9 protein-coding genes and 2 tRNA genes are annotated in these 12,055 nt (G+C 59.9%); 4 read left to right on the top strand and 7 right to left on the bottom strand.

The window, feature by feature from the left end; all coding sequences use genetic code 11:
* Positions 1-48 precede the first annotated feature (48 nt).
* The 4 genes from ACA067_RS02435 (at position 49) to ACA067_RS02420 (ending at position 3,271) form a co-directional block, all read left to right on the top strand.
* Positions 49-135 (top strand) — tRNA-Leu (locus ACA067_RS02435).
* A 167-nt stretch (positions 136-302) separates the two neighbouring features.
* Positions 303-389 (top strand) — tRNA-Leu (locus ACA067_RS02430).
* Positions 390-695: 306 nt separating this feature from the next.
* Positions 696-1,706 (top strand): extracellular solute-binding protein, encoded by a 1,011-nt coding sequence (locus ACA067_RS02425; RefSeq protein ID WP_497460461.1) that lies wholly within the window; start codon positions 696-698, stop codon positions 1,704-1,706.
* Complete coding sequence (locus ACA067_RS02420; protein WP_497460460.1) at positions 1,706-3,271, top strand: ABC transporter permease; 1,566 nt, start codon at positions 1,706-1,708, stop codon at positions 3,269-3,271. Before ACA067_RS02425 ends, ACA067_RS02420 begins: the two co-directional genes overlap by 1 nt.
* A 124-nt stretch (positions 3,272-3,395) precedes the next feature.
* Here ACA067_RS02420 and ACA067_RS02415 read toward each other — a convergent pair whose 3' ends face one another.
* The 7 genes from ACA067_RS02415 to hfq form a co-directional block, all read right to left on the bottom strand.
* Positions 3,396-5,330: a methyl-accepting chemotaxis protein gene (locus ACA067_RS02415; protein WP_497460459.1), complete on the bottom strand. Its 1,935-nt coding sequence runs from the start codon at positions 5,328-5,330 to the stop codon at positions 3,396-3,398.
* Positions 5,331-5,480: 150 nt separating this feature from the next.
* The gene (locus ACA067_RS02410; protein WP_497460458.1) at positions 5,481-6,773 is read right to left on the bottom strand and encodes an adenylosuccinate synthase; all 1,293 of its coding nucleotides are present in this window, start codon (positions 6,771-6,773) and stop codon (positions 5,481-5,483) included.
* 54 nt (positions 6,774-6,827) lie between these two features.
* Positions 6,828-8,015, bottom strand: a complete 1,188-nt coding sequence (locus ACA067_RS02405; protein WP_150743920.1) for an ATP phosphoribosyltransferase regulatory subunit — start codon at positions 8,013-8,015, stop codon at positions 6,828-6,830.
* 298 nt (positions 8,016-8,313) lie between these two features.
* Entirely contained in the window at positions 8,314-9,183 is an 870-nt protein-coding gene (hflC, locus tag ACA067_RS02400; RefSeq protein ID WP_154847982.1) for a protease modulator HflC, read from the bottom strand.
* Positions 9,183-10,355: an FtsH protease activity modulator HflK gene (gene hflK, locus ACA067_RS02395; protein WP_497460457.1), complete on the bottom strand. Its 1,173-nt coding sequence runs from the start codon at positions 10,353-10,355 to the stop codon at positions 9,183-9,185. Before hflK ends, hflC begins: the two co-directional genes overlap by 1 nt.
* A 96-nt stretch (positions 10,356-10,451) precedes the next feature.
* Positions 10,452-11,753: a ribosome rescue GTPase HflX gene (gene hflX / locus ACA067_RS02390; protein WP_064675614.1), complete on the bottom strand. Its 1,302-nt coding sequence runs from the start codon at positions 11,751-11,753 to the stop codon at positions 10,452-10,454.
* Positions 11,754-11,765: 12 nt separating this feature from the next.
* Positions 11,766-12,032 carry an RNA chaperone Hfq gene (hfq, locus tag ACA067_RS02385; RefSeq protein ID WP_064675613.1) on the bottom strand — a complete coding sequence of 89 codons (267 nt, stop codon included), beginning with the start codon at positions 12,030-12,032 and terminating at the stop codon, positions 11,766-11,768.
* Positions 12,033-12,055 lie beyond the last annotated feature (23 nt).

Here is a 12,055-nt window from a genome sequence, read left to right as displayed (position 1 = left end):
GCTCCGTATAGTGCGCGCCATCGACGACGTACTAGCGTTATCGATACTGCCCAGATGGTGAAATTGGTAGACACGCCAGCTTCAGGTGCTGGTGACCGCAAGGTCGTGGAAGTTCGAGTCTTCTTCTGGGCACCAATTCCGAGCTTGAGATTAGATCAATTTCAAGGCTCGCACAAAAACCCGCGAAAGCGGGTTTTTTGCATTTGGGGCTTTTTGATTTATCAAAATCAAATCAGGGGTTTACAGATCAAAAAGCTCTCCGTATAGTGCGCCACATCAACAGCGGCAACGCTGAAGATTATGCCCAGATGGTGAAATTGGTAGACACGCCAGCTTCAGGTGCTGGTGACCGCAAGGTCGTGGAAGTTCGAGTCTTCTTCTGGGCACCAATTCAAATTCAAGGTCACGATCTTGAATTTCACAGAAACCCGCGAAAGCGGGTTTTTGCGTTTCCGGCTTTCAAAATATCAACACGCCCCCCCCTGTAGGAGCGAGCTTGCTCGCGATAAACCTGAGATCGCCGCAGGGTGTCAGGTTCACAGCGTTATCGTTCACGACCATCGCGAGCAAGCTCGCTCCCACAGGTAACGTGCCCCGTTACCAGACGCATGCCAGCCCCGCAAGGCGCACATGAGAAACAATATCGTTTATCATTGTTGCAAGATTTTGCAATGCGACAGTGAGGAACCCTGCGAATGATGTTTCGAAATACCCTGCGCCGTGGCCTGGCCATTACCCTGCTTGGCCTGACACTGGCCACCCCCCTCTCCCAGGCCGCCGACCCAGTCTCCCTGACACTCTACAACGGTCAACACAAGGAAGTCGGCGATGCCATCGCCAAAGCCTTCGAAGCCAAGACCGGGATTCACGTCAACGTGCGCAAAGGCAGCAGCAACCAGCTCGCCAGCCAGGTCGTCGAAGAAGGCGATCGCTCGCCCGCCGACGTGATCTACACCGAAGAATCACCACCGCTGAACAAGCTCGGCGAACAGGGCTTGCTGGCGCAGACCGATGCCGCCACCCTCGCCGTTCTGCCAAAAGACTACGTCGCCGGCAATGGCACATGGATCGGCATCACGGCGCGGGTCCGAGTCGTCGCTTTCAATCCGAAACTGATCGACGAAAAAGACCTGCCGACGTCGGTGATGGAATTCTCCGACCCGAAATGGCAAGGCAAGGTCGGCTTCGTGCCCACCAGCGGCGCATTCCAGGAACAGGCCGTGGCGATCATCAAGGTGCACGGCATGGACGCAGCCGAAGAGTGGCTGACCGGCCTGCGTGCATTCGGCAAGACTTACAGCAACAACATGGTTGCACTGAAGGCCGTGGAAAATGGCGAAGTCGCCACCGTACTGGTGAACAATTACTACTGGTTCGCCTTGCAGCGTGAAAAAGGCCAGCTCGATTCGAAACTGCATTATTTCACCGGCGGCGACGTCGGCGGGCTGATCACCGTTTCCAGCGCCGCTGTGCTGAAATCCAGCAAGCAGCCAAAAGAAGCGCAGCAATTGCTCACCTACATGGCCAGCGAAGAAGGCCAGCGCGTGATCACCCAGACCACCGCGGAATACCCGCTGCACAAAGGCATGCAGTCGGATCGTGGCCTGAAGCCGTTCAGTGAACTGCAAGCGCCGAAAGTCACTCCGGCCGACCTCGGCAATGCCGAAGAAGCCCTGGATCTGGAACGTGACGTTGGCTTGAACTGATGAACCCATCGTTATCCGCCCCCGCCTCTCGCGGGGGCTATGTGCCACGGCGCAAACGGCCATCGATCTGGTTGCTGTTGCCGGTTCTGCTGTTGGTTGTGCTCAGCCTGCTGCCACTGGCTTATGTCGGGATCAAGACCTGGCAAGCGGGCTGGGCCGAAGCGCTGCACTTGCTGTGGCGGCCATATGTGTTTGGCCTGCTGCGCAACACCTTGTCGCTGATGGTCGGTGTCACGCTGGCTTGCGGCGTGATCGGCCTGTCGCTGGCCTGGCTGCTGGAACGCAGCAATCTGCCGGGCCGGCGCTTGTGGGGTGTAATCCTGTGCTTGCCGTTCGCCGTGCCGGCGTTCGTCAGCAGTTTCACCTGGGTCTCCCTGAGCGCGCACTTCGAAGGCCTGGGCGGGGCAATTCTAGTGATGACACTGTCCAAGTATCCGCTGATATTCCTGCCGGTGGCGGCGACGCTGCGCAATCTTGACCCGTCGCTGGAAGAGTCCGCCCGGACGCTGGGGCAGAATCGCCTGGGCGTCTTTTTCAAGATCACCCTGCCTCTGCTCTGGCCATCACTGCTGGCCGGGTCTCTACTGATAGCGCTGCACATGCTGGTGGAGTTCGGCGCGCTGTCGATTATCGGCCTGCAGACTTTCACTACAGCCATCTACCAACAGTTCGAGCTGGAATTCAGCAACGCCAACGCGGCGATGCTTTCGGCGGTGCTGCTGGGACTGTGTCTGGTACTGCTGTGGCTGGAGTTGCGAGTGCGCGGCAAAGGCCGACACGTGCGCACCGGGCAAGGCGCGGCACGCCGGGCAGAACAGGTTCGCCTCGGACCCTGGGCGACTGTCGCACAGCTCTATTGCTTGACGCTGGCGATCATCGGCAGCGGCATCCCGCTGGGAATGCTGGCGTACTGGTTGGCGGTGGGTTCGTCAGCGGCGTTCCCGGTAGCCGCGATCAGCGAGGCATTGCTCTCGTCTCTGGCGCTGTCCCTCGGTGGCGCAGCGCTGTGCCTGGTGCTGGCCGTTCCAGTGGGATTGCTGGTGGTGCGTCATAAGGGTCGGCTGGCGATCTGGGCCGAGCGCCTGCCGTATCTGCTGCACGCATTACCAGGACTGGTGATTGCCCTGACACTGGTGTACTTCGCGCTGCACTATGTGCCGGTGCTGTACCAGACCTCGGCGTTGTTGCTGATCGCTTATGCGTTGCTGTTTCTACCGCTGGCGCAGGCGCCGATTCGTACGGCGCTAAACAAGGCTGCGCCGCAACTGGAAGAAGCGGCTCGTACGCTGGGGGCATCGTCTTTCAGCGCGTTCTGCCGGGTGACCCTGCCGATCATCTTCCCGGCGCTGGGCGCGGCGTTTGCACTGGTGTTTCTGGATGCGATGAAGGAGCTGACGGCGACGTTGCTGTTGAGTCCGACCGGGCTTAATACACTGGCTACTGAAGTGTGGGCGCATACCGCGAATGTGGAGTTTGCGGCGGCGGCACCTTATGCGGCGCTGTTGATATTGGTGTCGGGGTTGCCGGTCTACCTGTTAACAACCCGGATGTATTTGAGCCGCTGATATTGCCATCGCGAGCAAGCTCGCTCCCACATTTCGATCTGAGGCGTTCACACATTTTGTGTCCACCAAAAATCAGTGTGGGAGCGAGCTTGCTCGCGATAGCGTCAGCCCAGTCAATACAAACTTAAGCCCTGAACTGCCCCAGGCTCGCCTTCAACTGCGCCGCCAACCCATCCAGCACCTTGCCACTGGCCGTGGTTTCCACCACCGCCTGGGCCGCCTTCTCGGCCTGCGCATGGATGGTCTCGACCCGCCCCCGCACCGCTTGCGCACCTCGCGCCTGATGCGCCGCCGCCTGAGTCGCCAGACCAATCGCCGCATGCACTTGCTCAACCGACGCCTGCACCGACTGCTGCAACTGCGCACTGTCACGCAACACCAGCAATCCTTCGCTGGCCTGGCGCCCGGCCTGACCGATGGCGGCCACCGCCTCACGCGCGCCTTCCTGCAACGCGACGATATGTGCCTGAATGTCGCCCGTGGAGCTCTGCGTCTTGCTTGCCAGCGCCCGCACTTCGTCCGCCACCACCGCAAAACCGCGACCGGTCTCGCCGGCACGGGCCGCTTCGATAGCCGCGTTCAGGGCCAGAAGGTTGGTTTGCTCGGCGATTCCATGAATCACCGTCAGCACCACTTCGATCTGCTGACTCTGCTGCGCCAGCCGCTCGATGACTTTTGCGCCGGTATCGACCTGCCCCGCCAACGCTTCGATCAGACTGCCGACCTTCGCCGAGGTCCGGGTGTTTTCATCGGTGGCCGAACGAATGTCCACCACCTGCTGCAAGGCCGCCTGCATCGCCTGGCTTTCAGACTGCGCGTCATCCGCCATCTGTGACAACGCGCGCAAGCTCTCGGCCACTTCATCACGCTGCAGGCCGGCTGCCGCATCGGCGCCGGCGTTGCGCAAGGTCATGGCGCCAATTTCCACACCGGTGCGCTGGGCCACATCACCCGCCTCACGCACGATCGGCTGCAACTTATCCACAAAGCGATTGACCGCCGAGGCCATGTCGCCGATTTCGTCCTTGCTGTTGATCTGCACGCGCTTGGTCAGGTCGCCCTCCCCCGCGGCCAGGTCATCCATGGCGGCGATGAGCATTTTCAAGCGATTGACGACTCGACGACCCAGCACCACCGCGAGCAGCAACAGCACAGCGAAGCCTACGACAGCCAGACCCATGCCAATGCGCCAGCGCAACGTTGTCGCAGCTTCCTGCACCGTGTCAGTGGTGTTGGATTTCATCTCGGACGCGGTGGACTGCGCTGACTGCAACCGCGCACGCATCGCCGTGGCGCTATCAGCCGCCGCGCCTTTCAGGCTGTCACCCACCAGCTCATCGCTGCTGGCGATCAACGCGAGGAAACGCTTGTCCAGCGCCGCCACATCGGCTTCTACCGAGGCAGTCGAAACACCCATCAGGACTTTGCCGATTTCCACGCCATTGGGGTTGATCGAGGCTTCGAGGTAGTAGACCGACGGATCGTTCTTCGCCGCGTCCAGCACCTTGTCCAACGCCCGCTCGCCCTGGCCTTTTTCCAGCAAGGCCTTGTTGATCGGGTTTTCCCTGTTGAGGTAGCGCGTCAGGTGCTGGCCCGTGGCGTCGTCGTAGACCACGAACAACACGTTGGGATTGCGCTGGGCCCGGCGGGCGAACTCGGACAGGGTTGGAACGTCGCTGTCCCACATGGCGCGAGGTGCGACCGAGGCCAGTAGCTGTGCCATATCATTGGCGGAGTCCTTCAGATCCTTCTCCAGCGTCGCACGCAGTTGCGCCTGCTCGTCCTTCAATCGCGAGGACAAGCCGGCCGTAAGGCGCTGGCGCGTGTTGGTCGAGAGGGTGTCGAGGCTCGACGTGACTTCACGCCCTGCCTGCTCCAGTTCGCCGGAGAGTTTTTGACTGTCGGCCCCCAGGCGTGCGGCCAGATCGGCTTCCAGCGCGGTCACCGTGCTCCGCGTCAAGGCGACAGCCACCAGCACTTGCACCAGAAGAGCGATACCCAAGGTAACGAATACAGGCCGCAATAGACGGCTTTGTAACAGAGAGAGAACGGCCGACACAGGAAATCCTTCTGCTTTGACGCCATTAAATTGATGGCACACCAGAAAAGATGCACTTAATGAAGATCGCAGCAAAGGTCATGCCGTCCGACAGGCACAAACGACAAAGGGCCCAATCAAGGGCCCTTTGTGTTTTACATCAACGACTTGTTAAGCGAACGGATGACGCAGAACGATGGTTTCGTTGCGGTCCGGGCCCGTCGAAATAATGTCGATCGGCGCACCGACCAACTCTTCGACGCGTTTGATGTAGTTGCGTGCAGCCTGTGGCAGCTCTTCCAGGGTCTTGGCACCGACGGTGGACTCGGTCCAGCCCGGCATCTCTTCGTACACCGGCTCCAGGCCGATGTAGCTGTCGGCGTCAGTCGGTGCGTCGATCACTGCACCATCCTGGTTTTTGTAGCCCACACAGATGTTGATGGTTTCCAAGCCGTCCAGCACGTCCAGCTTGGTCAGGCACAGGCCCGAAATGCTGTTGACGTCGATAGCGCGACGCAGGATGACGGCATCGAACCAGCCGCAACGACGGGCACGGCCGGTGGTAGCGCCGAACTCGTGGCCACGCTTGGCCAGGAACGCGCCGATGTCATCGAACAGCTCAGTCGGGAACGGACCCGAACCGACGCGAGTGGTGTAGGCCTTGGTGATGCCGAGGATGTAATCCAGGTACATCGGGCCAAAACCCGAACCGGTGGCAATGCCGCCCGCGGTGGTGTTGGAGCTGGTGACGTACGGGTAGGTACCGTGGTCGATGTCCAGCAAGGAGCCTTGGGCGCCTTCGAACATGATGTCTTTGCCAGCGCGACGCAGCTCGTGCAGCTCAGCGGTGACGTCGAGCATCATCGGCTTGAGCAGCTCGGCGTATTCCATGCACTCGTCGAGTGTTTTCTGGAAGTCGATCGCAGGCTCTTTGTAGTAATTGACCAGCACGAAGTTGTGGTAATCCAGCAACTCGCCCAGCTTGGCGGCGAAACGCTCGCGGTGGAACAGGTCACCGATGCGCAGGCCACGACGTGCAACCTTGTCTTCGTACGCCGGGCCGATGCCGCGACCGGTCGTACCGATCTTCAGCTCGCCACGGGCCTTTTCACGGGCCTGGTCCAGCGCAACGTGGAAGGACAGGATCAGCGGGCAAGACGGGCTGATACGCAGGCGTTCGCGCACCGGTACGCCTTTCTCTTCCAGCTTGGTGATCTCGCGCAGCAGGGCATCAGGTGCAACCACCACGCCGTTGCCGATCAGGCACTGCACGCCTTCGCGCAGCACGCCCGAAGGGATCAGGTGCAAGACGGTTTTTTCGCCGTCGATCACCAGGGTGTGACCAGCGTTGTGGCCACCCTGGTAGCGCACTACGGCGGCAGCATGTTCGGTCAGCAGATCAACGATCTTGCCTTTGCCCTCATCACCCCATTGGGTGCCCAGGACTACGACATTCTTACCCATAACACTTGTCCTCATTCGCGCAAACTTGGTGCCGGCCGCGGCCGGCAGGAAAACTCAAGAAGCCAGTGGCGATACTTGCCAAAGCCCGTTCTGCTGAATCAATTGCCGGTCGCAGTCCGCTTCACGGGCGGCGGCCAAAGGTTGCCCAGGCAATGCCTGAACGACACGCTGACCCTCACTGCGCAACTGGCAAACCTGCTGCCAGAGTGCCGCATCCGTACTGTCAGGCATCCAGATACCGCCAGACGGTAACTCGATATCAGCACGCCCCAGGGTCACCAGGGTTTTCAAATCGGTAGAGAAGCCGGTTGCCGGACGGGCGCGACCGAAGTCGGCGCCGATGTCGTCGTAACGACCGCCCTGGGCAATGGACTGGCCAACACCCGGTACGAACACCGCGAACACCACACCGGTGTGGTAGTGGTAGCCGCGCAACTCGCCCAGGTCGAAGTACAGCGGTAATTGCGGGAAACGCGCAGACAGACGCTCGGCAATCGCCAGCAAGTCGTCCAGCGCCGCCAAAACTGGCGCCGGCGCATTCGCCAGACGCTCGCGGGCAGCGCTCAATACTTCACGTCCGCCACACAGATCGACCAACGCCCGCAGCATGCCCGACAGATCGGCAGGCAAGCCTTCGGTCAAGGTAATGACCTCGTCGATGGCTTTACGTTGCAATGCATCGAACAACTGCTGCTCGACTTCACCGGACAAGCCGGCGGCGCGGGCCAGGCCGCGGTAGATGCCGACATGACCGAGGTCCATGTGCACATCCGGCACATCGGCCAGTTGCAGCATGGCCAGCATCAGGCTGATGACTTCCACGTCGCTGCTCGGGCTGCCATCGCCATACAACTCGGCGCCCAGCTGGATCGGGCTGCGCGAAGACGACAAGGCGCGCGGCTGAGCATGCAGCACACTACCGGCATAGCACAGACGGCTCGGGCCTTCGCGACGCAGGGTGTGCGCATCGATGCGCGCCACTTGCGGCGTGATGTCGGCACGGAAACCCATCTGCCGGCCCGATTGCGGGTCGATGACCTTGAAGGTACGCAAATCGAGGTCCGATCCCGCGCCGGTCAGCAGGGATTCGAGGTACTCGATATGGGGAGTCACGACAAACTCGTAACCCCAGCTCTGGAACAGATCCAACACCTGACGACGCGCGACTTCAATGCGCGCCGCTTCTGGTGGCAGTACTTCTTCGATGCCATCTGGCAGCAGCCAGCGGTCTACCGTTGCCATTACGCCATTCCCCTATGATCCGGGCGGCCAGCCGTTGGGCGAGCCTTGAGTGAAGCAGAAAATGATCGGCTCATGTGCAAACCACGCGCATAAACAACGGGGCGAAAAGCCTGAAATCGGCTTCGCCAACCACTTTCCTCGAAAAACCTGTCGTGCCTGCATAAAACAGCAATCAAACGTGCAGACGCAAAAAAGCCGGGAATTTCCCGGCTGCCGCATCATACACTCGTTTTCCCAAAGGATCACCCCGCCCGAGGCTGTAGCCGCCAGGCGGGGGATGATTCAGGTCAACGAGGTATCAAGGCTTGGCTTTTTCCAGGTAACGGAAGAAGTCGCTGCTTGGGTCCAGGACCATGACGTCGGATTTGTTCGCGAAGCTTTCACGGTAGGCGCGCAGACTACGGTAGAAACCGTAGAACTCCTGATCCTGGCCGTAGGCCTTGGAGTAGATCGCAGCCGCCTGGGCATCACCGTCACCGCGAACCTCTTCGGATTCACGATAGGCTTCAGCCAGCAACACGCGGCGTTGACGATCGGCATCGGCACGAATGCCTTCTGCCAGCTCGTTACCCTTGGCGCGGTGCTCGCGAGCTTCACGCTCACGCTCGGAGCTCATGCGCTCGAACACGCTGCGGTTCACTTCTTTCGGCAGATCGATGGCCTTGACCCGAACATCGACCACTTCGATGCCCAGCTCTTTTTCCGCCATCTTGTTCAGCGAAGCCGTGATATCGGTCATCAGCGCATCGCGCTCACCGGACACCACTTCGTGCAACGTGCGCTTACCAAACTGGTCACGCAGGCCCGATTCCAGACGACGGGAAAGACGCTCGTCGGCAATCTGCTTGAGGCCGGAAGTCGCGGTGTAGTAGCGCTCGGCATCTTTCACGCGCCACTTGGCGTAGGCATCCACCATGACGGCTTTCTTTTCCAGCGTCAGGAAGCGCTGTGTCGGTGCATCCAGCGTCATCAGGCGTGCATCGAATTTACGCACCTTGTTCACGTAGGGCACTTTCACGTGCAAGCCTGGCTGAACATCAGCCTGGACCACGCGTCCGAACTGCAGCAACACCGCACGCTCGGTCTGAGCCACGATGTAGAAGCAGTTCCAGGCGGCGATCGCCACGACGACAACGACAATTAGGGCGATCAGCGATTTATTGCTCATCAGCGACTCTCCCTGGTACGTGTCTGCTGTTGCTGCAGATCAGCTGCGGCACGTGCATTCGCTTCATTGCTGGTGGCTGCGGCGCCGGTCACCGGAGTGCTGGTGTTGCGACCACTTTCGACCATCTTGTCCAGCGGCAAGTAGAGCAGATTGCTCTGGCCATTCTTGTTGCCGGTGACAAGAACCTTGCTGGTGTTGCTGAAGACTTCCTGCATGGTGTCCAGGTACAGACGCTCGCGGGTGACTTCAGGTGCCTTGCGATATTCGCTGACCAGCTTGGTGAAGCGATCGGCCTCACCCTTGGCGCGCGAGACGGTTTCGTCACGGTAACCATTGGCATCTTCGATGATGCGCTGGGCCTGACCACGGGCTTCCGGCACGACGCCGTTGGCATAGGTTTCCGCCTGGTTACGCGAACGCTGCTCGTCTTCACGGGCGCGGATCACGTCATCGAAGGCCTCCTGGACTTCACGCGGTGCCGCTGCGCTCTGAACGTTGACCTGAGTGACGGTGATACCGGTGCGATAGGTATCCATGAAGCGTTGCAGGCGCTCCTTGATTTCGCTGGCCATCAACTCACGACCTTCGGTCAATACCTGATCCATCGCGGTGGAACCCACCACATGGCGCAAGGCACTTTCGGTCGCGTGTTGCAGGCTGATTTCCGGCTGATCGACGCTCAGCACGAAATCCTGCAGGTTGCTGATCTTGTACTGCACGGTCAGCGGCACTTCGACGATGTTTTCGTCTTCAGTCAGCATTTGACCCTGCTTGGTATAGGCCCGCTCACGCGTGACGTTTTCCAGGTACTTTTGATCGATCGGCGGGAAATAGATGTTCAGACCCGGGCCGACGGTCTCGTAGTACTTGCCGAAGCGCAGCACCACGGCTTGCTCCTGCTCGTCGACTACGTAGACCGCGCTGTACAGCCATACGGCCGCCAATACGACCAGGCCGATGCCAAGAATGCCGCCGAAGCCGCCACTCCTGCCCGAACCACCGCCGTCATCACCGCGTTTCTTACCACCACCGAACAACCCGTTCAGGCTTTCCTGCAGCTTTCGGAAGGCCTCGTCGAGATCCGGTGGTCCCTTGCGGTCGCCGTTATTGCGGCGCTTGCCACCCCAAGGATCCTGATTATTCGAGTTGCCACCCGGCTCATTCCAAGCCATAGCGCTCTCCATCTGATAAAGCAAAGACGCACCCACGGCGCGCCGACCAATGCTACAGAATGCCTGTGACTACGGCACAACCGCTTTCTCAGGCTTTTATTGCAAAGTGTGTTGCTCGATGAAATCCATCGGCTGCAATCCTTCGCGGCTCACCAGTCGATTCAACTCGATTCGTGGCAAACGAACGGCCAGCAGGCAAATGCCTTCTTCGTCGTGTTCTTCTTTCTGTACCGCACCGGCTTCGAAAAACTGCGCACGCAGTCGAGCAAAACGTTGCGGCAAGCGCAAGGTGCCAACAAACAAATCGTCGCCGAGCAGTTCGGCCACAGCCTGCTTGAGCAAATCCAGGCCTGTACCGTCCTTGGCCGACAACCAGACCCGCTGCGGCTTGCCATCGGCATCGCGCTGGATCTGCGGCTCCACGCCCTCGAGCAAATCGAGTTTGTTGTAAACCTCGAGGATCGGCAAGTCTTGAGCACCGATCTCCCCGAGCACCACCATGACCTGTTCAATCTGGGCCATGCGCTCAGGTTCATGGGCGTCGATCACGTGCAGCAGCAGGTCGGAGTTGCTCGACTCTTCGAGCGTAGCCCGAAATGCCTCGACCAGTTTGTGCGGCAGGTGACGAATGAAGCCCACGGTATCGGCCAGCACGATCGGACCGAGGTCGTCGAGTTCGAGTCGGCGCAGGGTCGGGTCGAGGGTGGCGAAGAGCTGGTCGGCGGCGAACACATCGGAATCGGTCACCGAGTTGAACAGCGTCGATTTGCCGGCGTTGGTATAACCCACCAGTGAAACCGTCGGAATGTCAGCCCGTTTGCGCCCGCGTCGTGATTGCTCGCGCTGGCTGCGGACCTTTTCCAGGCGCCCCTTGATCTGACGCAGGCGAACCCGCAACAGGCGCCGGTCGGTTTCCAGCTGGGTTTCACCCGGGCCGCGCAGACCGATACCACCCTTCTGCCGCTCAAGGTGAGTCCAGCCACGAACCAGCCGCGTACTCATGTGCTCAAGCTGGGCCAGTTCGACCTGGAGCTTGCCTTCATGGGTGCGGGCGCGTTGGGCGAAGATGTCGAGAATCAGACCCGTGCGGTCGATCACGCGACACTCGAAAACACGTTCGAGGTTACGTTCCTGACTGGGCGTGAGGATGTGATTGAAAATCACCAGATCTACCTGTTCGGCTTTGACCAGGTCGCGCAATTCCTCGACCTTGCCGCTGCCAATCAGGTATTTGGCGGTTGGCCGATGACGCGGCACGTTGAAAAACGCGACGGTCTCGGCGCCAGCCGACATTGCCAATTCCTGAAACTCCTGCGGATCTTCGCGCGCCTCAGGGTCCTGACCATCCAAGTGAACGAGAATTGCCCGTTCACCACCACCGTGGCGCTCAAAGAACAAAGGAGACTCCTATCAGGCGTTACCAGGAGCAGGCTCAGCGTCGCCCTGTTCACTTTCGGCGGCACTTGGCAGACGAATTGGACGAACCGGCACCACTGTAGAGATAGCGTGCTTATAAACCATCTGGCTGACGGTGTTTTTCAGCAGGATAACGAACTGGTCGAAAGACTCGATCGTGCCTTGCAGCTTGATCCCGTTGACCAGGTAGATGGAGACCCCCACTTTCTCTTTACGTAAAGTATTCAAGTAAGGGTCTTGTAGCGAATGCCCTTTTGACATGTGCCGCACTCCTTTAAGGATTC

Source organism: Pseudomonas sp. LBUM1674 (genome assembly GCF_059695635.1).
Note: the sequence above shows the minus strand (reverse complement) of the source record. Positions and strands in the feature narration are given on the sequence as shown.